The sequence below is a fragment of the Nostoc punctiforme PCC 73102 genome, from assembly GCF_000020025.1.
In the GTDB taxonomy this organism is placed as follows: domain Bacteria; phylum Cyanobacteriota; class Cyanobacteriia; order Cyanobacteriales; family Nostocaceae; genus Nostoc; species Nostoc punctiforme.
The window spans coordinates 3,098,896-3,124,140 of sequence record NC_010628.1; the positions used below are offsets into that span (position 1 = coordinate 3,098,896).

Below are 25,245 nucleotides of genomic sequence, written 5' to 3' on the forward strand. Positions count from 1 at the left end.
AATGGGGAATGGGGAATGGGAGAAATGACTAATGACTAATGACTAATGACCAATGACCAATGACAAATCCAAAATCTAAAATTTTCTCATGTCCTTTAATATCTCAGCTTGGTCGATTAAAAAACCTGTTCCTACGATAGTTTTATTTTTAATTTTGACGGTTGTGGGTTGGTTCTCCTTTTTATCCTTGGGGATTGATACTAACCCAAATATTGATGTCCCAACAGTTTCGATCAAAGTCACCCAACCAGGTGCAGGCCCAGCCGAACTAGAATCCCAAGTGACGAAAAAAATTGAAGATGCCGTCGCGGGGTTGGGCAATATCGATTTTATGATTTCCACCGTCAGCGATGGGAATTCTAAGACGACAATCAACTTTGTTTTGGGTACAGATAGCGATCGCGCCACCAATGATGTCCGCAATGCGATCGCTCAAATTCGCCAAGATTTACCCCAAGAGATCAACGATCCAATTGTGGAACGTCTAGACTTTGCCGACGGCCCGGTGATTACTTACGCGGTTAAATCAGATAAGCGTTCTGTAGAAGAGTTAAGCAATATTGTCGATCAAACTATTAGCCGCGCCTTATTGGGAGTCCGTGGTGTCGCCCAAATTCAACGTGTGGGTGGAGTTGACCGAGAAATTCGGATTAATCTGAGTCCCAGCCGCTTACAATCTCTGGGTATCACCGCCACTCAGGTAAACGACCAAATCCGCGATTTAAACATTAACTTACCTGGCGGACGGGCTGAAGTCGGCGGTAGCGAACAAAGTATCCGCACATTAGGAAGTGCCGCCAGTGTGGATATTTTGAAAACCTACGAAATCCTCTTACCACAAGGCGGTTCCGTACCATTATCCAGTTTGGGAACTATAGAAGATAAATTTGGTGACGTGCGCCAAGCTGCTACCTTAAATAATCAACCTGTGGTAGCTTTCCAAGTGTTGCGTAGTACTGGCAGCGTTCTGGTGACAGTAGAACAAGGAGTGAAAGCAGCTGTCAAAGAACTGGAAAAAACACTTCCCGCAGATGTCAAACTAGATTTGATTTTTACTAGAGCCGATGTTGTTCGCCAATCATACCAAAGCACTATTGATGAATTAATTCAAGCTTCGGTGCTGGCTGTCATCGTTATTTTAGTATTTTTGCGGGACTGGCGAGCAACATTAATTACGGCTGTTGCTTTACCATTGTCAATAATTCCCACTTTCGCAGTGCAGCAAGCCCTTGGTTACACCCTCAACAACATGACTTTGTTGGCATTAGCGCTGGCGGTGGGCAACTTGGTAGATGATGCCGTGGTGGAAATTGAAAACATGGAACGGCATATCGCTATGGGCAAATCAGCTTGGGATGCTGCTTTTGAATCTGCCGACGAAGTAGGATTAGCGGTAATCGCAAGTTCAGCAACGATTATTGCCGTGTTTATGCCCGTTGCTTTTATGGGTGGGATTCCGGGACAATTTTTCCAACCATTTGGTGTTACCGTTGCCGTTTCCACAATTTTCTCAACTCTTGTCGCGCGGATGGTTACACCGATGATGGGGGCGTATCTTTTAAAAGAGGCAGGGGAGCAGGGGAGCAGGGGAGCAGGGGAGCAGAGGGAGCAGAGGGAGCAGAGGGAGCAGAGGGGCAGGGGAGCAGGGGGAGTAATAAGATTGTTTAATTTCAAGTTTGCAATCCCAGGTAGAAAGCAGGGAAACAGAACACTCAGAACTGACAACCGTCGGGGGTTTCAACCTTATAGATCGTTATTACAATGGGCGTTACGCCATAGATTGACCACAATGGCGATCGCTTTAGCTTTCTTCATTGCCAGTCTGATGCTGGTTCCTTTAATTCCCAAGGGTTTCGTTGATGATGGCGACTTTGGGATTTCTAACGTATCTATAGAACTACCTCCAGGTTCGACATTAGAAGACGTTAATAAGGTAGTCACACAGGCAACTGATATCATTCGGCAAAACCCAGTAGTTGAACGTGTACTAGCAACCGAAGAGATCAATTCTGCAAGCCTGGCAATTAATCTCAAACCTAGAGAAGAACGAAAGATTTCTCAAAAACAGTTTGAGGAACAAGTACGCCCTGACTTTGAGCAAATACCAGGAGCGAGAATTAGTTTTCAAAGTCAGTCACCAGGCGACAGTCGGAAGGGTTTATCAATTGTTCTCAGAAGTGAAAATCCCGAAGCATTGAATCAAGCGGCTGATGCCCTAGAAAAGCAAATGCGATCGCTACCAGGATTGGTAGAAGTGTCTTCGACTGCAAGCTTGGTGAAACCAGAGATTTTAGTAATTCCTAACCCACAACGGGCAGCAGATTTGGGAGTGACAGTACAAGCGATCGCTCGGACAGCTTCTCTGGCCACCATCGGCGATAATGAGGCCAACTTGGCAAAATTTAATTTAAGCGATCGTCAAATCCCGATTCGCGTACAAATCGATCCGAAAGTGCGGGCTGACATTAACACAATCACAAATCTGCAAGTCCTCAGTCAAAATGGCAAATTGATTCCCCTAGTGGCAGTTGCAGATATCCGTTTTGGTAGTGGCCCTGCAACCATCAACCGTTACGATCGCGCCCGTCAAGTTGCCGTAGAAGCCAATTTACAAGGGATTTCTTTGGGAGAGGCAGTAGAAACAATCAACAAACTACCTGTGATGCAAAACTTACCGCCAGGGGTAGTACAGCAACCCTCCGGTAGCGCCAAAATTATGCAAGAAATTTTTGGGCGCTTTGGTGGCGCGTTAGGGCTGGCATTAATGTGTATCTATGCGATTCTGGTGTTGCTGTATAACAACTTTCTGCATCCATTATCGATTATGGCGGCCTTGCCCTTTTGTTTAGGCGGCGCACTGGTGGCGTTGATGGTTGCTCAAAAACCATTGGGGATATATGCCTTGATTGGTATCGTGTTGCTGTTGGGGATTGTCACCAAAAACTCAATTCTGTTGGTGGATTATACAATCATCAACATCCAAGAAGGCAAAACTCAGCGTCAGGCACTCGTAGAAGCTGGCGTGTCACGTCTGCGTCCGATTTTAATGACTTCTCTGGCAACGATCGCCGGGATACTGCCCCTAGCGTTAGGAATTGGCGCAGGTTCTGAAGTTCGGCAACCAATGGGAATTGCCATTATGGGCGGTTTCACAACTTCCACCCTGTTGACACTGGTAGTAGTGCCAGTGATATTTAGCTACATTGACAACTTCCAAACTTGGATTATGAATACATTGCGCTGTGGATTTGGCAAGAAACCATCGCGTTAATAATTAATTGTAGAGACGGCGATTTATCGCGTCTTCTTAACCAAATCGTATTGCTTCCTTACAGCGTATTTACCCCACCCTAACCCTCCCCTTGCAAAGGGGAGGGAACAAGATTTTCCGGTTTCCCCCCTTGACAAGGGGGGATTAAGGGGGGTAATTCGACTTGTGTGTACACCAGAGAGGTTAATTTCCCTACTCCCAATTCCCTTAAATACTGTGCGATCGCATTTACCACTGGGAATCATAACAAACAGATTCACCAGAGTAAATATACAATGGCTTACCAAAACATCACCGCTTCCCTTTCCCCAGCAGATATCCAATAAATTAAAGCAGCCTTTGCGACTATCCAAGCAAAGATGCCCTTTCTCGTAACCCTGAGTGCAGAAGAACGACGTAACTTATTTAAAATGGGCGATAAAAGACTAGCTTTTGTCAACAATAGCCTGATTGCTGCCCAATCTAACCGAGACATTTTACCAGCCAGCTTTGATTTAGATGAGTTCATCCGGGATTATCAACTAGCCGCCACGCTTACCGAAGTTTTGATTGGACTGCGACAACTGACAGAACAAGTAGATGATACCTTAATGGCAGTTGGTAGCGAAGCAATGGGCAGCAGTTTGACAGTTTATGATTACGTCAAGACAGCTGCTAAGAAAACTCCAGGGTTAAAAATAATAGCTGAACAATTAGGCGAACGCTTTAAAGCGATTAAAAAGAAACCTGCTAAAGCTGCTGTCGATTCTTAAAGGATTTTTTAAAAGCCTTTAGTGATGTAGCAAATACTTTGAGATCCCCCTAAATCCCCCTTAAAAAGGGGGACTTTGACTCCGGTTCCCCCCTTCTTTAAGGGGGGTTAGGGGGGATCTCCAATGACTATGCACAAAAAGCGTGACTTTGACTCCGGTTCCCCCCTTTTTTAAGGGGGGTTAGGGGGGATCTCGAATGACTATGCACCAAAACCCGAGCAGTATTAGTTAGGGGGTATAAACACTAGAAAATATGACAAATAAACTCAATAGCAGCAATCACCATTTACCTTACAATCCAAAGCTTGTAGAAAGAGCGAAAGAACTTCGTAAAAATATGACCCCAGCAGAAAAAAAGCTGTGGTATGAATATTTGAGAAATTTTCAATTTCGGGTTTTAAGACAACGACCGATTAATCATTTCATAGTTGATTTCTACTGTCCTACTTTAAAAATAGTGATTGAAGTTGATGGGGATAGCCATTTTACAGATGAAAGTCAAGAGTACGATCTAGAGAGAACAAACATTTTGGAAGGCTATGGTTTAAAGATTATTAGGTTTACAAATAGTCAAGTTTTAAATCACTTTGATAGTGTGTGTGAGCAGATACAGCGTCTGATCCCCCCTAGCACCCCTTAAAAAGCTACGGTGTACACACAAGTTTTCTAGAGTTGCGCCATAGGCTTTTGATCCCCCCAACCCCCCTTAAAAAGGGGGGCAAAACCTCTCAAAGTCCCCCTTCTTAAGGGGGATTTAGGGGGATCTCAAAGTATTTGCTACCGAGGAGAGGACTTTTCAAATATCCTCTTAACCGAATCGTATTGAAAGTTTCCTAAGCAAAATGAGATGTATCTTTTGGTCAATGAACCTCAGAACTTTGTGAATGAACCTCAAAGCATCGGCGATGAACCTCAGAGCTTTGTGAATGAACCTCAAAGCATCGGCGATGAACCTCAGAGCTTCGTTAATGAGTCTTTAATACTCGCCCACGAACATTAAAGGCTCTCAATCAGGAATTAGGAATTGCAAGGTTGTTATTATACTTTTAGCCGCGTGTAATCTGCCACCTTGCCCCAAATTATGCTCACCATACCCCGCCACACCAGCAGATCGCTCTTTTTCCTTTTCTGTTTCACCCTACTCCTAACTCTCTTCCTCTCCCTACCTTGGGTAAACGCCAAAGAAACCCCCAAACCCAAACCCCAAGATTGGCAGATTAACGGTATAGTAGCCGCCCTTGATGACGGACACGACCAAGTTAAGAAATCTGCTTTTGACAAACTCAATGAATATGATTTGCAAAATTTAAAATCAGTAGTTGAGAAACCAGAAAATATTGCTGACAAAGCCTTCAACATCCTCAAGGATAAATCCGTTGACAGTGATGTTCGTTCCAGTGCAGCAGTGGCATTGGGAAATCTGGGGGAGGCTGCCAAACCCTACGTCAAAGACATCCTCGACATCCTCAAGGATAAATCCGTTGACATTAATGTTCGTTCCAGTGCAGCAGAGGCATTGGGAAATCTGGGGGAGGCTGCCAAACCCTACGTCAAAGACATCCTCGACATCCTCAAGGATAAATCCGTTGACAGTGATGTTCGTTCCGGTGCAGCAAAGGCATTGGGAAATCTGGGGGAGGCTGCCAAACCCTACGTCAAAGACATCCTCGACTTCCTCAAGGATAAATCCGTTGACAGTTATGTTCGTTCCGATGCAGCAGAGGCATTGGGAAATCTGGGGGAGGCTGCCAAACCCTACGTCAAAGACATCCTCGACTTCCTCAAGGATAAATCCGTTGACAAAGATGTTCGTTCCGGTGCAGCAGAGGCATTGGGAAATCTGGGGGAGGCTGCCAAACCCTACGTCAAAGACATCCTCGACTTCCTCAAGGATAAATCCGTTGACAAAGATGTTCGTTCCGGTGCAGCAGAGGCATTGGGAAATCTGGGGGAGGCTGCCAAACCCTACGTCAAAGACATCCTCGACATCCTCAAGGATAAATCCGTTGACAGTTATGTTCGTTCCGGTGCAGCAGAGGCATTGGGAAATCTGGGGGAGGCTGCCAAACCCTACGTCAAAGACATCGCCGACATCCTCAAGGATAAATCCGTTGACAGTAATGTTCGTTACGGTGCAGCATCGGCATTGGGAAATCTGGGGGAGGCTGCCAAACCCTACGTCAAAGACATCCTCGACTTCCTCAAGGATAAATCCGTTGACAGTGGTGTTCGTTCCGGTGCAGCAGTGGCATTGGGAAATCTGGGGGAGGCTGCCAAACCCTACGTCAAAGACATCCTCGACATCCTCAAGGATAAATCCGTTGACATTAATGTTCGTTCCAGTGCAGCAGAGGCATTGGGAAATCTGGGGGAGGCTGCCAAACCCTACGTCAAAGACATCGCCGACATCCTCAAGGATAAATCCGTTGACAGTGGTGTTCGTTACGGTGCAGCAGTGGCATTGGGAAATCTGGGCGATGCTGCCAAACCCTACGTCAAAGACATCCTCGACTTCCTCAAGGATAAATCCGTTAACAGTTATGTTCCTTACGGTGCAGCAGTGGCATTGGGAAAGATAAAACAACTCGAATTAAATGAGATTGTGGTAATTCTGGATAGCGTCTATTACGCAGGTCAATCAGAATTTGCACGGTGGCGATTTTTAACCTATTTCCTTGGTGGCGGCACTGATGAAGTCAAAACACTGCTTACATGGCTGGGGTTTCCTAAAAAAATTCCTGCTTCCTTACCCCATGACCAAGGCGTGAAAACTCTCAACATCTTTGCCCAAGCCTGGGAACCCAGCCAAGATTTTGCTCGATTACGGGAAGACTTAGCCAAACAAATCGCTGTAGTCGCCAGAAAAGTCTCTTGGCAACCCCAAGATATTGTTATTTTAGAAACTCACTACAAAAACCTCAAAAAAGCAGGATACAGTGAAACCGACTCACTGCAAGCAGCCATAGTTAACCTCAAAGGTTGGCAGTGGTTTTTCAACGCCAGAATCACCATCCTCACTCACGCTGCCTTCTGGCTTCTCCTCATCTTTGCCTACCCCAAATCCCCCCAAATCCAAGCCATCTTCTTCTGGAACCCGTGGGTACGCCGTATTCTCGGCATGGGCTACGTCGGCTTTCTCCTCACCTGGGTTCCCTTTTTCCGCCGCAAATTACTTGAACCCTTCAAGCCTTCCCTGTTAGCCGATGCCGGGTTAGATAACTTTCATGACCAATCATACTTCCCCCAGTCGCAAGTCAAAGTTACTTCGGGCGACATCCTCCCCATTACCGCCGCCCTCCCCAGCATCAAAGGACAAATCATCTTAGAAGGTGATTCTGGCTTAGGCAAGTCGATGTTTCTCCGCCATCTGTTGCAAAATCAAGAGCGCATTGTTGTTTACCTCCCCGCCCAAAAATGCGATAAAGGCGTAATCGAAGCCATTCAAGAAAAGCTACACGGGCAAGCCCAAGATGCGGGCTTCCTGAAAAACCTGATTTACAGTGGTGCAATTGACATCTGCATCGACGGACTCAACGAAGTCACCGCCGAAACACGGGCGAAAATCTGTCAGTTTGTCGAAAGCTATTTCCGGGGCAACATTATTATGACAACCCAGCCCCTAGAGTGGACACCACCCTCAACCGCCAAAACCTATTATTTGCAACCCTTAGAACAAAGCCAAATTCAAGAATTTTTGCTTTCCCGCCAGCAGCGACTCCCCAAAGATGCCAAAATTCAAGGCGCTGATTACGCCCAAGCCTGCACCAATTATTTAACAGAAGTCCTCAAAGACCAACAAGCTCAAGAAGAATTAGAGGCTGCCCGTCGCATTCTCTCCAATCCAATGGATTTAACTGTAGTTGCCTTGATGTTATCCCAAGGCAAACATCCTAATTTATTCCGCCTGCAAGAACAGCAATACAACTTAATGGCGGCAGAATACCTCAAAGAATGGAATCAAGAATTTCCCTTAAAGAAATTCTCCGCCGCCGTCTACGAAATGCGACTCCAAGACAAACAAGCCTTACCCGCCGATGAATTTCACCAAGTCGCCATGTCTTTGTCAGACGAGAAATACAAAATGGTAGTCAGCCGTCAGTGGCAAGATGACAAAGGTGAAGCCAAAAAAGAATGGTACTTCCGCCACGATAAAATCATGGACTTCTTCTTAGTGCAGAACTTTTTGGGCGAAACTGATGCCGCCGAAGGACTATTAGTTGATAGAATGGGCGATCCGCGTTTTCGTGGCGTTTATTTCTTGCTAGCAACCTTACTTCCTTTAGATGCAGCCAAAGAACTGCGAGAAGATTTGATTCAATACGCGGCTGATACCAAAGACAATACGGTGAGTAATACCTTTGTACAGTTGTTACGGACTAGATAAGTGGGCATGATTATTTTCTTTGTGTTTTAGAGGATGTTTGAAAAGTTCTTAGTGATGTATCAAATCCTTTTAGATCCCCCTAAATCCCCCTTAAAAAGGGGGACTTTGAAAGCTTTTTGCCCCCCTTTTTAAGGGGGGTTGGGGGGATCAAAAGCTTATGGGGCAACTCTCAAAGACTTATGTGTACACCGTAACTTTTTAAGGGAGGTTAGGGGGGATCAATAAGTGTCTAAAATCACAGCCAAATACTTTTTAAACAACCTCTTGAGCAAAGTTGCATAGCACCACAAAGTTAATTTAGGGGATAATCATAACCGATCATTCATGTTCTATTGCGATCGCTCTTGGGGCATCGCCAACTGTTGCCAGTTGTACTGTAAATGTGGAACCTTCATATAATTTACTTTTTACAGAAATAGATCCCCCACAGCGCAGCAGCAATTGCTGTACTATTGTTAACCCCAAGCCAGCACCAGCATAATCTTCTGTAGCTGATGTACGCACACGATAAAATCGCTCAAAGATTTTAGCAATCTCGCTTTCGGCAATACCAATCCCTGTATCGCGGAATTCTAATTGGACATAATCGCCTTGAAGACGGGCACGCACCCATACTTCACCCCCATTAGGAGTAAACTTAATGCTGTTGTGCAGCAGATTAATTACAATCTGCCTCAGCCCACCACTCACACACCAAATAGATGGCAGTTCAGTGGGTACGGTGTAGGCTAGCATAATCCCTTTTTCTTGGGCTAAAGGTTGGTACGTACTAACTACTCCAGGTACAATATCTGAGAGCCGCACCGACTCCAAAACCATCCCCTCCAAATTACGTTCTAGTTGCACCAGTTCCAACAAACCTGTAATTAAAGAATTTTGTTGATCGCACTGGGTATTTAACATCTGTAAATAGCGTTGTCGCTGCGTAGGTTTGAGATTAGGAGAATTCAATAACGAAAGTGCTGTTTTGATATGCGTCAGGGGTATACGCAATTCCTGACAGAGATTTTTCAGATATTCATCTTGCAATTGTTCTTTGTTGTGCAGTTCTTGATTTATCTGCTGCAACTTGGTGGTGCGAGCTGTGATGATTTGGCGATTAATTTCATCCTGTCGCAGGAGTTGTTTTGCAAATAGTTGACTCATCGTTGCCGCTTCCGGCATCGTTGGACAAATAAAATCAGCAGGTACAATTGGCGATGATTCTGGCGCGTAGACACCTGGTAGCTTGTCGTTAGATATCGCTTTTTGGATACCATTTAATACTTGCTGAATTACTCTTCCCTCAACAGTGGTGATAATCAGCAATGGCTGATTTTTATTAGAATTTACCTTCCCTAATGTCTGATTTTTGCGTTTTTTAAGTGGTCGATGAGCCAAAATTAAACTACAAAACTGGGGTGATAACACCATCAAAAAGTTTTCCCGTCGCAGTTGGCTATCTGGTGGCAGGTGAACGGTGACATGATGAGTAGATGAGAAAGATGAGGGGGAAGGGTGCAAAGGAGAGGAATTTTCCCCCTGTTCGCTGCCCCCTGCTCCACTTCGGCTCCCTTCTCTACGAGAGGCTGCGCCAACGGCTTCGCTCAGGGCAGGACGCTCAGTGACCACCTGCTCCCTGCCCCCTGCTTCCTCATCTCCCTGTTTTTCATTTTCGTCAAGCTGGCAAGTATAGATGATACTAAACGCACCCACTGAGGATTGGTAACGCGCTAATTCTGATTGCCAAATTTTTTCTGGTGGTAGCTTCACCCATAAAGTGGCTGCAATTTGCTGCTCAATTAGTAAGTCAATTTGCGCTCTCACCAGTGATAGCAGAGTCGCAGGACTGAGGGACAATGGTTTTGGAGGCACTTGCACTCCCATAACCAGTTGATAAACAGACAGATCCTTAGCCAGAGAAACATTCATGAGTCAAGCACAATAAGGATGAAGCAAGAAATAATTCTGTCTCGATTTTCACCTTTATCTGTCCATCTTTTACAAAAACCCTACGGAAAGAAACATTAACTATAAAAAAATCTACCCATAGGGGGAAGGGGAGAAGGGGGTAGGGGAGCAGGGGGCAGGGGGTAGGGGAAGCAGGGGGAGCAAGGGGAGCAAGGGAAGAAAAACTATTGATTATTAGCCCATTCCCCATACTTCGACTGCGCTCAGTACAAGTTCCTTATGCCCAATTCCCAATGCCCTATGCCCAAATAAATTAAGCTTGGCTATTAAGTCTTTGCTGTAAAGCGTCGCGTGCGTGTTCTCGGTCGTCAAAATGGATTTTTTCGGTGCCGAGAATTTGGTAGTCTTCGTGACCTTTACCAGCAAGCAGCACTCCATCACCTGGTTGTGCTTGTAAAATAGCAGTACGAATTGCAGTAGCCCGATCGCAAATTACCATTGGTTTTACTGTTTGGGCAATTCCCGCCAAAACGTCTTCTAAAATCCGTTCTGGGTTTTCTGTGCGAGGATTATCTGATGTCACCACTGCCACATCAGCTAATTCAGCAGCAATTCTACCCATAATTGGGCGCTTAGTGCGATCGCGATCGCCGCCACAACCAAACACGCAAATTACCTTCCCAGGTATAAATGGACGTGCAGCTTTCAGCAAGTTTTCCAAGCTATCGGGTGTGTGGGCATAATCCACAATCACGCTAATATCCTGGTCAGAATTAATCTGTACCCGTTCCATTCGTCCGGGAACTCCGGGAAACTCAGGTATTACAGATGCCACTAACTGCAAATCTAGCCCTAAGTGTAAAGCTGCTCCTACGGCTGCTAAAAGATTTTCTAAATTATATTGTCCGACTAGTGGCGATCGAAAAGCTACGTCACCTTTTGGTGTATGTAATATCCCACTGACACCATTCGGCTCGTAACTTAAATCACTCATCCATAAATCAGCGCTATTGTCGTTGACGCTATAACTCCAAACCCGTTCGGAATCTAAGGAGGCAATTAACCGCTTTCCGTAAGAGTCATCAGCATTAATTATTGCCCGTCCCTTGAGATAATCAGGGCTAAACAACAACGCTTTAGCGGCAAAGTAATCTTCCATATCGCGGTGATAGTCGAGATGGTCTTGAGTCAGATTACTAAATACCGCTACCTCAAATTGACAGCCCAGCACTCTACCTTGAGCCAAAGCGTGAGAACTTACTTCCATCACCCCGAACTCACTACCAGCATTTACAGCCTCTGCCAGTTGCTGTTGCAGTTCCACTGCAAAGGGTGTAGTGTGGGCAGCAGTTTGCTCAAAACCTGCCCAACGAGTGTAGAGAGTTCCCATCAAAGCTGTGGCGAGATTAGCTTTGATCAGAAGAAATTCAATAATATGGGTAGTTGTAGTTTTGCCATTGGTACCAGTCACGCCTACCAGCTTGAGTTTTTGCCCTGGATAACCATAAAAAGCACTAGCTATCTGGGCACAAGCTTGAGTTATGTTACTTGCACTGATGACCACAGCCTCATTTGTGGGGGGATTTTTTTGTGCAGCTTCGGGAGAAACGATCGCAGCCACAGCCCCCGATGCGATCGCACTTTGCCAAAATTCCCCACCATCAACCCGCGTTCCTGGCATCCCAATAAACAAATCTCCCACACCACAAGCATGGGAATTGGTCTTCAAACCCCTAACTTCCACATCCTCCAAAGTCGGATGACTAGCCAATTGTTCAACACTGTCTACCGCCGTTAGTAATTCCCGCAATTTCATGTTGTGAACCTCGTCACATTCTTAATCTTGCGCTTATTCTGCATTATTTTTTTCTAATTGGCTAAATACTTACGCAACATTTGCTCCAACTGTTGCACACTAGCACGAGGAGAAGGACGCGGCAATGGTTTTTCCTCTGTGTCCTCTGCGCCTCTATGGTTCGATAAATAAAGTACTGGCACTTCATACTCATACGCACTGAACCAATCGTCACGAGTCGTAATATCCCTAATTTCCAACTCGAAACTGAGATTTTGGATTTTTTCTAGCTTTTCTTGCAATCCTTCGCATAAATGACAGCCGGGTTTACTGTATAAAATTAATCGCATTTGAGTTGGGGTAAAAAGTTATAAGTTTTAGAATAACGTAGACGTTTCGGCTTGCCGCAGGCTACCACAGAGGCGCAGAGGACGCAGAGGAGGAGAAATGAGAAGAGAAGGGTTTGATGTGGGTGAGTATGTTGATCTTATGGCGTTGTTGTTAGATTTGCAGCTAAGAGATGAGTATCGGGATGAGGTAGTGGCAAATTTTGAGAGAATTAGTGCGATCGCTAATCTTGTAAATTCATTCCCTTTACCAGAAGAAATTGAAGTTGCACCAGTTTTTGAACCATAATTGCTTCCAGAATAGCTATGTTGATGTTTTAGTGATTTTACTGAGTTTGCAATATAACTAGCGATCCTAAAATATTGACCGACTATACCTTGGAAAAATCAGATGAATAATTTCAATGCTGCTAGTTCATTGAAATCTGTAGGTGTTGGTAGATTATTGGTGCGGTTGCTTTGGGTGCTGTTAGGATTTGGTATTGCTTCTACACTATTTTCTTTGTTAGAAGTCATGGCAAAGCCACTTTATCAGCTACTTACTTCTATTGATAAACTGGTAGGAATAGTTTTATTATTTATCAGTTTAATTTCAATTATTGTTTTTTTGATTTGGCTATATCGTCTCCATGCCGATTTAAAAAATCTCTTCAAGGAATATCTGATTACACCAGGAGGTGCGATCGCACGATTCATAATTCCTATATATAGCCTTTGGGGAATAGCCAACACGTTGTCTACATTTGCCGATCGATTTAAAGCAGAAGGTGGTGATTTAACACGTTTAAGTGAACAAGTGCGATCGTTAATCGGGCCGCTATATGGTTTTATGATCGGGTCAAACGTTTTGAATCGGATCGCTCTTAGAATAGCTGTTAAAAATCCTCAAGATGAGTTTCTGCCTTTTTGGTTTTTATTATCTTGTATTTTAGAGTTAGGTTCTACGGCTATTTTGCTACAACTAGCAAAAACTATGCAGACTGCTATTATTCAAAAAGCTAAAAGCGCTATCTCTTAAATATTTCAGTATGAATTTTGATTCCGTCGATGCCATAACAATATCAGCTGCTGTACGCGAAGGCAAAGTTAGCGCTGTGGAAGTTACTAAAGCTGCGTTAGCACGAATCGCAACGCGGAATCATTTATTCAATTGTTTTACGGCTATAACTGCTGAGACAGCTTTAACAGATGCAGCCCGCATTGACAGGGAAATTACCCAAGGTAATAATCCGGGAACCCTTGCTGGTGTCCCTTTTGCGGTGAAAAATCTCTTCGATATTGCTGGTTTAACGACTCTGGCGGGGTCAAAAATCAATGCAGATAACCCAGCCGCTACCCAAGATGCAACAGCAATAGCGAAGCTGAAACAAGCGGGTGCTGTGCTGGTTGGCGCTTTGAATATGGATGAGTACGCTTATGGGTTTGTGACAGAAAACTCCCATTACGGTGCTACTCACAACCCCCATGATTTACAGCGAGTTGCTGGTGGTTCATCGGGTGGTTCGGCGGCGGCTGTTGCTGCTGGGTTAGTACCTCTGACGCTGGGTTCTGATACTAATGGTTCAATTCGCGTTCCGGCGGCGTTGTGTGGCGTTTTTGGTTTGAAGCCAACCTATGGAAGGTTATCTCGTGCTGGGGTAGCTTTATTTTCTAGCAGTTTTGATCACATTGGCCCTTTTGCCCGTTCGGTGCAAGATATTGCTACGGTGTTTGATGTGCTTCAAGGAGAAGACGATCGCGATCCAATTTGCACAAAGCGTCCGCCTGAATTGGTTTTACCACAACTCAAACAAGATATTTCTGATATCAGAATTGCCATTGCTGCTGATTATTTCACCAAAGGCGCGGAACCGGAAGCTTTAGCAGCAGTGCAAAAGGTAGCTGATGCTTTGAATGTTACTGAATACGTAACCATACCAGAAGCACACCGCGCCCGTGCAGCAGCTTTTGTGATTACAGCTAGCGAGGGCGCAAATCTGCATTTGGATAAATTGCGTAGGCAAAGCCCACCGAAGGTATCGCGTCCTCAAGATTTCGATCCAGCGACACGCGATCGCTTTTTGGCTGGGGCGTTAATTCCTAGTAGCTGGTATCTGCAAGCACAACGCTTTAGAAAATGGTATCGCGATCGCGTTCGGGAAGTTTTTCAAAATGTCGATGTAATTCTTGCCCCAACTACACCAATTTCTGCACCGCTAATTGGTCAACAAACTATGATTTTGGATGGGGAAGAGATTCTTGTCCGTCCTCATTTAGGATTATTTACTCAACCATTATCTTTTATTGGTTTACCAGTTTTATCAGTACCAATTCAGCGTCCAAATGCCTTACCTTTAGGTGTGCAATTGATAGCAGCACCATATAATGAAGCGTTAATTTTACGGGTTGCGGCTGCGTTAGAGGTAAAGGGTGTAGTTTCAGCACCAATAGTCTAGTAAGAATTTAGAATTTAGAATCCAGAATTAATAAACGCCAGATTCTAAATCAATGGTTGGGCTATCCATCAGACTGAAAATGCCTTACCGTCAGTTTGACCTTTTGGTGTCGTCCCATGCGCGGCCTGATCGATCCTGGTCCAGACCTCGTTCGCCATCAGCTCCATAGAGCGCCGGGCGAGCGCTGGATCGGTCCAGTCGTGGCCCGTGTAGAGCAGTGTGCCGAACGCGCCGACCTCGTTGCGGAATGCAAGAATCTGGTCTGCGACGCTCTGGGGGGTTCCCGCGATTACGAGACGCTCGATGCACCGCTTCGTGGAGAGTTCGGAATCCGGCTGGTCAGCGAGCACGACCGCTTCGCGATCCTCGCGGAGAACGTCCCCATAGAAACGGGACAGCGGGTGGACGGGCTGGATGAAGAATCCGAGCTTCAGGGAGTTCTGCATTGAGTCTTTATAGTCGTTCATTCGTTCCGTAGTTACAAAAACTCATCCTTTGATAGCTAAACTAACATCTGTAGTTAATACAACTTAAGCTGTACTAATAAATGTAGATACTTTAGTTACAAATACTTGTCATTATATAAATAAAACTTTAGTTTTATTTGATAAAATCATTTATCAATTATACAAAGTCCTTAAATGATAAGTAAACTAGAAGTTTTAGTTACTACAGATTGTTCTGAACTTATCACTTAACAAGTTTTAGTAACTACAGCTTGCTCTGGAGTTACAAACAAACAAATTTTATTAACTACAGCTTATTCTAGAGTTACAAACGAACAAGTTTTAGTAACTACAGCTTGTTCTGGAGTTGATACAGCTTATTCTGTAGTAGGGTGCGTTGCACTGCACGATAACGCATCATCTTAAAAATATAAAATTATACCTAATTTGGCAGAATGAGAAATTATCCTACAAAATACAATAATTATTGTGGATTTTGCTGAACCAAAATTTAGCTTCAGTAGGGCATAGTAATTTTAGAAACCTCACAAGGAAGTAAATCTATGTCTCAAAGAAAACGCACATCTCGCGTTTTAGAAAATGCTGAGTTAAGATTCGCTGGACTCAAAGCAATAAATCCCAATCTGGATCTTGGGGATGCTTATAACTTAATAAACCTGACACAATTACTTGAACAGGTACGTACCAAGTTAGAGGGGGCATAACACTATTCTCAGCACGATTGACTCTTCCAAATTAGAACTTGAAGAGTTAGAACAAACTTTGGGCGCTTTCTCAGAGAAAATGCTCACAGGGATTGCTTTTAAATACGGCAAAGACAGCCGCGAATATGAGATGGCTGGTGGAGTTCGCAGAAGTGAGAGTCTCCGTAAAAGCAGAGCGACTCGCTTAAAAACTGTTGCCAAGAAAGCATCAAGCCAGAGTGTTTAACTAATTCGTAATGACGCTTTCTACAAGACGCTGCGCGTACCCCTATACCGAAGCAAGCTACGCGCAGCATTCGGCTAATTTTTTATTCATGCGCCTCATCCCTGAATTTGTGCGCGGGTTACACTCCATCAAAAGTAGATGGATAAAAAACTTTTCCTTTATACCTTTTTTGATAGCTTTGCAGTGGTTTAACCATGAAGACATCCTCTGGTACTGGAAAAGGAGACTCGATTTCATAAACAACAGAAGGCTGAAAGCCAAAGCGAGTATAGAAGTGGGGATGGCCAAGGACAATCACTATAGCTTCTTTCTTTGCCTCTGCTATTTCTAACCCTGCTTTTATTAGTGCGCTACCAATACCCTGTCTTTGAAACTGTGGATAAACTGCTAAAGGTGCTAAACCGATTACCTGTAGCGTTTCTTCACCCACTAAATCAATGTAGCTGAATAAAATATGACCGACTACAACATTTTCAATCTCTGCAACCAGAGAAAGTTCTGGAATATAGCGGTCAGAACGGCGAATTTTCTCTACAAGTTTAGCCTCATTTTCTTGCCCAAAAGCTAATGTATTCACCTCAGCTATTACTGTGTAATCTGACAGAGTTTCATAACGGATATCGATCATTTTAAAACTAATTCCATAAAAACCCACTTTGCTCGGTATTCTAAAGGAATCTCTGTTTTTTCTAAATACGGCTCGATATCCTGAAAGCCACATACACGATAAAGTGTATGTGCTTCCTTTGCAGAAGGGGCGCTGTCTAAACGAATCTTTGAGTAACCAATATTAGAAGCTTCATTGATGATAGTTTCTAATAATGCTTTACCGATTCCTTTTTTGCGAAATTCTGGTCTTACATACATCCTTTTAAGTTCGCCAATATCTTCACCAATTTTTCGCAAGCAAGCGCAACCTGCTATTTTTGCCTCGTATTGTCCCAAAAGCAAGCGTCCTGAAGGGGGTATAAATTCGTGCAGTTGAGTCATATATTGCTCAAAGAATGTATTCACATCTAAATTGATGCCGAACTGATGGCTGGCTATCAACTTAGTCTCGTTAAAATATTCCCAAAACAGTTCGTGTATATGAGATTTATGTTCGTCAATCTCTACCTGTATAATTTTAAGCAAACTTTATGCCTCCGCTAATTAATTGAATAAAAATCGGTATAAAGAGAATTTACTTGCAGTTAGCTTGTGATAATTTAAACACAGCACAAAGCTCTTACCCAAGGGTGAGGGACATTATACATCATAAATTTATGTTGGAAATAGTACGGGCTATAGCTAGCGTAAAGTGGACAATTTGACAATCTTTAATACTCAAACTACTTGGCGTATAGTCATAATCTGTCCGCACGCAACAAGAACGCAAGACACTTAATATATGGTTCGAGAGCTAGAAAAAAAACGCCAGAGTGCAAAGTTTCCCGAAACAGCACCGGCTGCTAATCCCGTATTTTTTAGAACCTATAGCCGCCGGACTAAGGCGGGACTAAGGGAAACATGGGATGAGGTATGCGATCGCACTCTCCTCGGCTTAGTCGAGTTGGGAAAGCTCACTCAAGAAGAAGCTGCCATACTGGATAAGATGCAGCGCAACTTGAAAGCTATGCCCAGTGGACGCTGGCTATGGGTTGGTGGCACAGACTGGATAACCAAACCAAAGAACTTTTCCGGCGCTTATAATTGCACCTCTACCAATCTCGAAGACTGGAGTGCCTTCGGATTAATGATGGATCTGGCAATGATGGGCTGTGGTACTGGAGCCGTCCTAGAACCACAATTTATTAACCAGTTGCCCCCTATTCGTAATCAACTGAATGTTACTGTACAAGGTGAAATTGGCAGCACTCCTGTGCAACAGCGACGTGAATATACTCAAACTCATATAGAAGGCAATAAGGTCACTATTCACGTTGGAGATAGCCGTGAAGGTTGGGTTGAATCATATCAAGCCCTATTAGAACTCTCTACTGATGAACAGTTTTCAGCAGCAGTTGAAGTATTAGTTGATATCAGCGATGTCCGAAAAGCGGGAGAAACTCTCAACGGCTTTGGAGGAGTTGCTAATCCTGTGAAATTACCCGGACTTTATCAGCGTTGTGCTTCCATCCTGAGTAAAGCTGTAGGACGACAATTAAGTTCAGTTGAATGTTGTTTGTTAATCGATCAAGCTGCTGTAACAATTGTTGCAGGTAATATCCGAAGAAGCGCGGGGATGCGTCAGTTTATTGCTGACGATGAACAAGGAGCTACTGCCAAAGATAACTTATGGCAGCAAGATGAAAATGGCAATTGGCGAATCGATCCAGAGCGTGATGCACTCAGGATGGCAAACCATACCAGAGTTTTTCACCGAAAACCAACCTTAGAAGAATGTCTGAATGCTGTCCGCAAACAGTATTATAGCGGCGAGGGAGCGATTCAATGGGCTGGTGAAGCCGTAGCGCGATCGAACATTGATTTGCTGCCAACACAAGCTTTGAAAGTTGAATTTTTACAAGCTTATGAACAAGGAACAGCAAAACAGTGGTTAGAAGAACGTTATTCAAATCTTGATGCTAATGAGTTAGAACATCGTTTAGCTCGCTATGGGCTAAATCCGTGTGGTAAGTGATTTTGCCTCACGTTAAAAACCTCGCAAAAACGGGGAAAGCTGAGATGCTAATCCCGTGGTAATCAAAGGAATTAAAAAGTCTTTGACACCGTACAGCGTAGAGAGTGAAACTAGATAACATCAGAAATTTGTGTCTAGAATATAATCTCTCCAAGAGTGCGGGGGTGGATGTGAAAAACACTTGTGTTGAGCGGCTTTCCCTGAGCGTAGCCGTAAAGCCTGCGGCATAGCTACGCTTAGGGCGCAGCCTCTCGTAGAGAAGGGAGCCGAAACACTTTTATTATCTGAAGTCACATCTGCAAAAGGTACGCGGAGCTACTGCAAATAATCAAGCAGTAGAACTAGGGGATAAAAAGCCTCTAGGGTAACAAAGAAAGGAAATCATCGGCAGTAATTTCCACTGCAATTTGTCAGAGGTTCACCTCAATCAAATCGACCCACGTAACTACAAAGAACAAGAAGAGGCTTTCACTGCTGGGGCGCTATCTGTAGCAGCACTTTTAAATCACAAATTCTTGGAACCACGCTATCAATACAGCCGTGAATTAGACCCGATTGTGGGAGTTTCTTTTACAGGTTTATTTGATTTCTTTGTCCATGCTTTTGGTGTTGATTGGTTGCGCTGGTGGGAAGCAGGAAGACCTGCAACACCCCAAGGATTAGCTTTCAAGCGTGAGGAAGAAAAATATCTAAGCTCTTGGAAAGATATTGTACATCGTGTAGTTTGGGATTATTGCGATCGCCACAATCTCAAACGTCCAAATCGCTGTACCACAGTCCAACCCAGTGGTACTAAGGCTTTGTTAACTAATGCTAGTTCAGGATGGCATCCCCCCAAAGCCCAAAGATTTATTCGCCGCATCACCTTCGGCAAAAATGATCCAGTAGCTTTAGCCTGTATTGACTACGGTTACAATGTCATTCCCTCACAATCAGACAAAGATGAACAGGGCAATTTGCTCAACGATCCCTTTGATTCACGGGTGAGTGAATGGCTAGTAGAAATCCCTGTTTCTGTATCTTGGGCAGATTTACCAGGTGCTGATGAAATTGATGTTTCTAAGTTTTCAGTCTTAGCCCAATTTGATTTTGTCCTCCAGGTTCAACGCTGGTATGTGACTCACAATACATCAGCTACTTTGGAACTGCGTTCTGATGAAATCGAACCTTTGGGACAGAAAATCTATGAAACTATTCAGAGCGATCGGGGATATATTTCAGCAGCTCTTTTAGCTCGTTTTGATGACTTGCAATCATTCCCACGTTTACCATTTGAACCAATAGACAAACCAACCTACGAGCGCTTGAATCAAGAGGTGAAAACACGGCGGAAAACAGATGATTTCTGTGCAGTCTTAAGCCGCTACGATTTAGGTGAAATGTCAGAGGCTGGCCCTAGTGGTTGTGATTCTGATAAATGTATGTTTCCCGATCAGCAACCAAGCTCATAAGGTGAAATAACATCAACTTAGGGTAGGCACTATTTATTTACAGAACTTAGGCACGAGTTACGGAATAACGAACCACAGAGACGCAGAGGACACAGAGAAATGAGAGTTTGAAAAATGTTGTGCGTAAGTCCTAATTTATTACAATAAACAGCAGTGGTTTAATATGACATTAAACCACTGCTTTTTCTATGAAAGCTTACGAAATTAAAAGCAACGCTGGGATTGATGCCCTTGCATTAGTCGATCGCGCTGAACCAAAACCAACTGCGGGACAAGTTCTCATTCAAGTCAAAGCAACATCCTTAAATTACCGCGATTTGCTCGTCGCTGAGGGTGCTTACGGTGCTGGACAGAAATATCCCTTAATTCCCCTATCTGACGGTGCAGGGGAGGTTGTGGCGGTGGGGGAAGGTGTGACACGGGTGAAAATAGGCGATCGCGTCGCTGGTATTTTCTTCCAAGACTGGATTTATGGCTCTTTAACCAAAGAGAAAATGAAATCCGATCTCGGAGGCGGTATCGATGGAATGCTGGCTGAATATGTCGTATTACACCAAGATGCTTTGGTAATATTACCTGATTATTTATCCTACATTGAAGGGGCAACTTTACCCTGTGCAGCAGTCACAGCTTGGCATGGACTGGTGACAAAAGGCAATATTGGCGCAGGTGATAATGTTTTATTACTCGGTACTGGGGGAGTTTCGATTTTTGCTCTCCAGTTTGCCAAGATACATGGTGCTAGAGCAATTATTACTTCCAGCAGTGATGATAAATTAGCACGAGCTAAACAGCTTGGTGCTGACGAGACAATCAACTACAAAACAACACCAGATTGGGAAAAGCAAGTTTATCAATTAACTAATCGCACTGGTGTAGATCATGTAGTTGAAGTAGGCGGTGCAGGTACTCTGCCAAAATCACTACAAGCAGTCCGTATTGGGGGACGGATTAGTTTGATTGGCGTATTGTCAGGAAGAGGAAGTGAAATTGACCCCATGCCAATACTTTTTAAGAGTTTAACAGTTCAGGGCATTTATGTCGGCAGTCGAGAAATGTTTGAGGCGATGAATCAGGCGATGCAACAGCATCAAATCAAACCAATTATTGATCGAGTTTTTCCTTTTGCTGAGGCACGAGAAGCTTATCATTATCTTAAAAGTGCGGCTCACTTTGGGAAAATCGTAATTCGTAATTCGTAATTCGTAATTTTAAAGAGTTTAATTCTATTAAGACTAGCCCTTTCAATGTGACTCTTAAAATCTCTGCGTTCTCTGTGCCTCTGCGGTTTAAAAGCATTTTATTGAACCACAGAGACGCAGAGTACATAGAGAAAAGAAGAATTTTATCCACCTTGAAAGGGCTAACTAACCTATCTATGTTTCAAGTGAGAATTTAAACCCCACTTGAAACATAATTATGAATTACGTTTAAACGGCAGCGAGAGTAGGTGCAGCGAATTTAGCGTATCGCTCGATGTAGAATTCCTTAGAGTGAGCGATCACTTTCACAGATTCACGCTCTTTCAAAGCATGTTTCCACTGGCGTACACGGGTAAACTCTTCTGGTATCCCGAAACCACGATACTGCTTTAGTGCAGCCCAGCGCTCAAACCAAGGGAAATAGGTGAAATCGACCAAACTGATAGATTCACCAAACCAGTAAGGGCCTTCCCCAGAAAGCTTTGCCAAACCTTCGTTTTCAATGAATTCCAGGTGTTTGTATAGTTCCTGTTTAGCTTCTTCTTGTTTTTGGGGATCTGAACTCCGCAGTAGGGTAGAAAAAGCGGGGACGAACCTGGTGTTAGCAAAATCGATCCAAATACGAGCCTGTGCCCTTGCAATGGAGCTGTTGGGTAACAGTGGTGGATTGGGAAATACCTCATCGAGATATTCGTTAATTACTGCTGATTCCCAAACTCGGTTATCGTCATGAGTTAGTGCAGGTACTTTACCATAAGGGGAAACTTTGGTAAAACCTTCAGGCTTATTCTGCAAATCAATTTCAATCAAATCGAAGTCAATGCCCTTTTCTTGAAGTACCAACCGGGTACGGTGAGCATAAGGACAAATTCGGACTCACCACTCAGCACTTTTATGGTGCTGGGTTTGGCGACTGAGCATGAACTATATCCAACTCTTCCAAAATGTCTTTACTGAGAACTACATCCACACTTTCCAAATTCTCTTTGAGTTGTTCTAATGTCGTAGCACCAATGATTGTGCTAGGCACAAACCAACGACTCCGCACAAATGCCAAAGCCAAATGCGCTGGACTTAGTTGATAGCGCTTGGCAATATCTATGTAAGCTGCTACAGCTTCACTGACTTTTGGTTTTAAGTAACGTTGACCAAAATTTTCAAATAAACTGAATCTTGCTTTTTCTGGTTTGCCATTTAGATATTTACCAGTCAATAAACCAAATGCCAAAGGACTATAAGCTAGTAATCCAATTTCTTCGTAATAAACTGCTTCTGCTAAGGCTCCATCAAATACTCGATTCAGTAAGTTGTAAGCATTTTGAATCGAAACAATTTTGGGCAATCCTAATTGTTTAGCAGCATTACTAAATTGGGCAACTCCCCAAGGTGTCTCATTACTCAAACCGATATAGCGAATTTTTCCCGCTTTAATTACGTCGGCAAAAACTGCTAGCTGTTCAGCGATGGGAACGGTTTCTCCCACTTGAGTTGGATCGAATACAGTTTGCCCAAACCGTGGCACGTAGCGATCGGGCCAGTGGATTTGGTAAAGATCAATATAATCTGTCTGTAGTCTTTTTAAACTATCATCGACAGCTTGTTTGATATTATCACGGTCTATTGCTTTGGCTCCATTACGTAACCATTTAAAGCCGCGTCCAGGGCCAGAAATTTTAGTAGCTATAATCAGTTTTTCTCTTTGTTGACGTTTTAACCATTCCCCAATGTAAGTTTCAGTTAATCCATAAGTTTCTGCACTTGTTGGAACTGGATACATCTCCGCCGCATCAATAAAGTTGACTCCTTGGGCAATAGAATAATCTAGCTGCTCGTGGGCTTCTTCAATAGTATTTTGCTGTCCATAAGTCATAGTGCCCAGACAAATTTCAGAAACTTTTAAGTCACTCTTACCCAGTTGGTTATACTTCATCTTTCCGCGTTGTTATTCGGTTGGTTTAACAGTGATATTTTTGTTGAAAGTTTCGCCTTTTGTCAAGCACATTATTGTTTTTAATTAATTTAGCTTCAAACACTAACCAATTTGCAGTTAACCAATTATAAATCTCTTAGCAAATAAATCTGTTTTGCTAAAATGCTAAAATTCGATAGATAAACCGTAGGATGCAGATATAATTGTTTATTATTTCATAGATAAACCATATAAGTAAGCTAGTTGTAAGTAATAAAAATCTAAAATTGGATGAGAAAATACTTGCTTTTATTGAGTATTTGTGAAATGGACTGTTTTAGCCTTTATACATACTACGATAAACTAATCGATTTACAGTAGTATATCAGCAAATCCTTAGATTCTTATAGAATTAAGTTTTAATAAATGTTAATTTTGAGCTATTGAGTCCTAAATAGCTTGTCTTCACGGTAGTGAAATATACCCAATTTTTCTAAAAGAGTTTACAACGCCTGGTAGCAATTACCAAAAGTTAGACTGAGGATTTTTTACTGCGATCGCTTCCACTGTTGCTCATATATACATTATTGTAATTAAAATAACAAAAAATCTTAATATTATACTTAAAAATCATAACCTTTGCTGAGATCATTATGATACTTTTGATGCATTAAAGTTAGAGTTATAAACTGGCATACTAATACATTCAGGATTTACACAAACATAGCTAAAGCCCTTATTCTTTAGAAATCTCTAGCAAGTTAGTTGCTCCAAATCAGTTTTTTGATATAAATAACTAATTTATTTATGTTATATTATATATGTTTAGAAAAATATCAATGTTTTATTAAAACTTTTTTAGAAAATACATCTTTTGACGTTAGGATTCAGATTATTGATTTTTCTCCTCATGCCGATAGTTGCCTTTTCTATAAACGGCTACATTTAGGAGAATCTTAATGTCATTAAACAAAAATACCTTAGAGCAGCCAGCAAATAGGCTACTCGCAGCTTTACCAGCCACCGATTATGAGCGTCTTTTTCCCCATCTGAAGCTGGTTTCGCTCCCACTTCGTAAATTCCTTTACGAAGCAGGCGAACCCATCACACAGGTCTATTTTCCTAATAAAGCAGTCGTTTCTATAATTACCACTATGGAAGATGGCTCAACTGTGGAAGTTGGTCTAGTGAGCAGTGAAGGGATGGTGGGTATGCCCATAATTTTAGGAGACAACACGACAACCACAACCGCCTTTGTGCAGATTCCAGACAGTGCTATGCAGCTTGATGCAGATATACTAAGAAGTGAGTTCAATCGGGGTACAGCTCTCCAAAGCGTACTGCTACGCTATGTGCAAGGTGTATACACTCAAATAGCACAAGGTTCTGCTTGCAACCGTCTTCATAAGCTAGAGAGGCGGCTGGCTCGATGGCTGCTGACAGTTTCTGACCGTCTGGAATCAGATGAATTCCCGCTCACGCAAGAATTTATCTCACAGATGCTCGGTGTACGTCGCGCTGGTGTCACTGAAGCAGCTAATATCCTGAGTGAAGCCGGAATAATCACCTACCATCGTGGTCAGATTAACATTCTAAATCGAGAGGCTTTAGAGAAAACTTCTTGCGAATGTTATCAGGTTATAGAAAATGAATTTGTTCGTTTATTAGGCAATCAGCCCAATCAACGGCAAAAATAGTTTTTGTTAAGCTTCTATGTAGCAAAGTGCATAGACTCAAATAAGTGTTTTCATTTAAGCTTTTCTACATTGTCCCCATGTTTCTTTAGAGA

Annotated in this window: 20 protein-coding genes and 2 pseudogenes; 14 read left to right on the plus strand and 8 right to left on the minus strand. The window is 43.2% G+C overall.

Annotated features, from left to right (window positions below; translation table 11 throughout):
* The first annotated feature begins 88 nt into the window (after nt 1-88).
* The 5 genes from NPUN_RS12455 (at nt 89) to NPUN_RS12470 (ending at nt 8,407) form a co-directional block, all read left to right on the plus strand.
* Nucleotides 89-3,271 (plus strand): efflux RND transporter permease subunit, encoded by a 3,183-nt coding sequence (locus tag NPUN_RS12455; protein WP_012409036.1) that lies wholly within the window; start codon nt 89-91, stop codon nt 3,269-3,271.
* 167 nt (nt 3,272-3,438) lie between these two features.
* Nucleotides 3,439-3,597, plus strand: a complete 159-nt coding sequence (locus NPUN_RS43240) for a hypothetical protein (RefSeq protein WP_234711097.1) — start codon at nt 3,439-3,441, stop codon at nt 3,595-3,597.
* Entirely contained in the window at nt 3,598-4,023 is a 426-nt protein-coding gene (locus tag NPUN_RS12460; RefSeq protein ID WP_234711129.1) for a hypothetical protein, read from the plus strand.
* 253 nt (nt 4,024-4,276) lie between these two features.
* Complete coding sequence (locus NPUN_RS12465; RefSeq protein ID WP_012409038.1) at nt 4,277-4,663, plus strand: endonuclease domain-containing protein; 387 nt, start codon at nt 4,277-4,279, stop codon at nt 4,661-4,663.
* A gap of 441 nt (nt 4,664-5,104) precedes the next feature.
* Entirely contained in the window at nt 5,105-8,407 is a 3,303-nt protein-coding gene (locus tag NPUN_RS12470; RefSeq protein ID WP_012409039.1) for a HEAT repeat domain-containing protein, read from the plus strand.
* A gap of 318 nt (nt 8,408-8,725) precedes the next feature.
* Here NPUN_RS12470 and NPUN_RS12475 read toward each other — a convergent pair whose 3' ends face one another.
* The 3 genes from NPUN_RS12475 to NPUN_RS12485 all read right to left on the minus strand — a co-directional run bounded on the left by NPUN_RS12475 (nt 8,726) and on the right by NPUN_RS12485 (nt 12,442).
* On the minus strand, nt 8,726-10,318 hold the full coding sequence (locus NPUN_RS12475; RefSeq protein ID WP_012409040.1) for a DICT sensory domain-containing protein: 1,593 nt from the start codon (nt 10,316-10,318) through the stop codon (nt 8,726-8,728).
* A gap of 292 nt (nt 10,319-10,610) precedes the next feature.
* Nucleotides 10,611-12,113, minus strand: a complete 1,503-nt coding sequence (locus NPUN_RS12480) for a UDP-N-acetylmuramoyl-L-alanyl-D-glutamate--2,6-diaminopimelate ligase (RefSeq protein WP_012409041.1) — start codon at nt 12,111-12,113, stop codon at nt 10,611-10,613.
* Nucleotides 12,114-12,166: 53 nt separating this feature from the next.
* Entirely contained in the window at nt 12,167-12,442 is a 276-nt protein-coding gene (locus NPUN_RS12485; protein WP_012409042.1) for a glutaredoxin family protein, read from the minus strand.
* 97 nt (nt 12,443-12,539) lie between these two features.
* Between NPUN_RS12485 and NPUN_RS12490 the strand changes: the two genes are divergently transcribed.
* From NPUN_RS12490 to NPUN_RS12500, 3 genes are all read left to right on the plus strand, one after another.
* On the plus strand, nt 12,540-12,728 hold the full coding sequence (locus NPUN_RS12490; protein ID WP_012409043.1) for a DUF4089 domain-containing protein: 189 nt from the start codon (nt 12,540-12,542) through the stop codon (nt 12,726-12,728).
* A 102-nt stretch (nt 12,729-12,830) separates the two neighbouring features.
* On the plus strand, nt 12,831-13,457 hold the full coding sequence (locus NPUN_RS12495; protein WP_012409044.1) for a DUF4328 domain-containing protein: 627 nt from the start codon (nt 12,831-12,833) through the stop codon (nt 13,455-13,457).
* Nucleotides 13,458-13,467: 10 nt separating this feature from the next.
* The gene (locus NPUN_RS12500) at nt 13,468-14,874 is read left to right on the plus strand and encodes an AtzE family amidohydrolase (protein WP_012409045.1); all 1,407 of its coding nucleotides are present in this window, start codon (nt 13,468-13,470) and stop codon (nt 14,872-14,874) included.
* Nucleotides 14,875-14,942: 68 nt separating this feature from the next.
* Here NPUN_RS12500 and NPUN_RS12505 read toward each other — a convergent pair whose 3' ends face one another.
* On the minus strand, nt 14,943-15,341 hold the full coding sequence (locus NPUN_RS12505; RefSeq protein ID WP_041565354.1) for a hypothetical protein: 399 nt from the start codon (nt 15,339-15,341) through the stop codon (nt 14,943-14,945).
* A gap of 542 nt (nt 15,342-15,883) precedes the next feature.
* Here NPUN_RS12505 and NPUN_RS44785 point away from each other — a divergent pair.
* Together NPUN_RS44785 and NPUN_RS44790 are read left to right on the plus strand one after the other, a co-directional pair.
* Nucleotides 15,884-16,045: a hypothetical protein gene (locus tag NPUN_RS44785; protein ID WP_419788425.1), complete on the plus strand. Its 162-nt coding sequence runs from the start codon at nt 15,884-15,886 to the stop codon at nt 16,043-16,045.
* A gap of 58 nt (nt 16,046-16,103) precedes the next feature.
* Entirely contained in the window at nt 16,104-16,271 is a 168-nt protein-coding gene (locus NPUN_RS44790) for a hypothetical protein (protein ID WP_419788426.1), read from the plus strand.
* Between the two features lie 118 nt (nt 16,272-16,389).
* On the opposite strand, the gene NPUN_RS12515 is transcribed toward NPUN_RS44790, so the two are convergent.
* Complete coding sequence (locus tag NPUN_RS12515) at nt 16,390-16,899, minus strand: GNAT family N-acetyltransferase (RefSeq protein ID WP_012409046.1); 510 nt, start codon at nt 16,897-16,899, stop codon at nt 16,390-16,392.
* Complete coding sequence (locus NPUN_RS12520) at nt 16,896-17,405, minus strand: GNAT family N-acetyltransferase (protein WP_012409047.1); 510 nt, start codon at nt 17,403-17,405, stop codon at nt 16,896-16,898. Before NPUN_RS12520 ends, NPUN_RS12515 begins: the two co-directional genes overlap by 4 nt.
* Before the next feature lie 256 nt (nt 17,406-17,661).
* Here NPUN_RS12520 and nrdJ (NPUN_RS12525) point away from each other — a divergent pair.
* The 3 genes and pseudogenes from nrdJ (NPUN_RS12525) to NPUN_RS12535 all read left to right on the plus strand — a co-directional run.
* Nucleotides 17,662-18,891: pseudogene (gene nrdJ, locus NPUN_RS12525) on the plus strand (ribonucleoside-triphosphate reductase, adenosylcobalamin-dependent); the annotation flags it as partial.
* Nucleotides 18,892-19,271: 380 nt separating this feature from the next.
* Nucleotides 19,272-20,345 (plus strand): annotated as a pseudogene (nrdJ, locus tag NPUN_RS12530) (ribonucleoside-triphosphate reductase, adenosylcobalamin-dependent); the annotation flags it as partial.
* A gap of 188 nt (nt 20,346-20,533) precedes the next feature.
* On the plus strand, nt 20,534-21,547 hold the full coding sequence (locus NPUN_RS12535) for a zinc-dependent alcohol dehydrogenase family protein (RefSeq protein WP_012409048.1): 1,014 nt from the start codon (nt 20,534-20,536) through the stop codon (nt 21,545-21,547).
* A 228-nt stretch (nt 21,548-21,775) separates the two neighbouring features.
* Here NPUN_RS12535 and NPUN_RS12540 read toward each other — a convergent pair whose 3' ends face one another.
* Together NPUN_RS12540 and NPUN_RS12545 are read right to left on the minus strand one after the other, a co-directional pair.
* On the minus strand, nt 21,776-22,390 hold the full coding sequence (locus NPUN_RS12540; protein WP_012409049.1) for a glutathione S-transferase family protein: 615 nt from the start codon (nt 22,388-22,390) through the stop codon (nt 21,776-21,778).
* A gap of 49 nt (nt 22,391-22,439) precedes the next feature.
* Entirely contained in the window at nt 22,440-23,477 is a 1,038-nt protein-coding gene (locus tag NPUN_RS12545) for an NADP(H)-dependent aldo-keto reductase (protein ID WP_012409050.1), read from the minus strand.
* 938 nt (nt 23,478-24,415) lie between these two features.
* Between NPUN_RS12545 and NPUN_RS12550 the strand changes: the two genes are divergently transcribed.
* Complete coding sequence (locus NPUN_RS12550; RefSeq protein WP_012409051.1) at nt 24,416-25,153, plus strand: Crp/Fnr family transcriptional regulator; 738 nt, start codon at nt 24,416-24,418, stop codon at nt 25,151-25,153.
* Nucleotides 25,154-25,245: the final 92 nt, after the last annotated feature.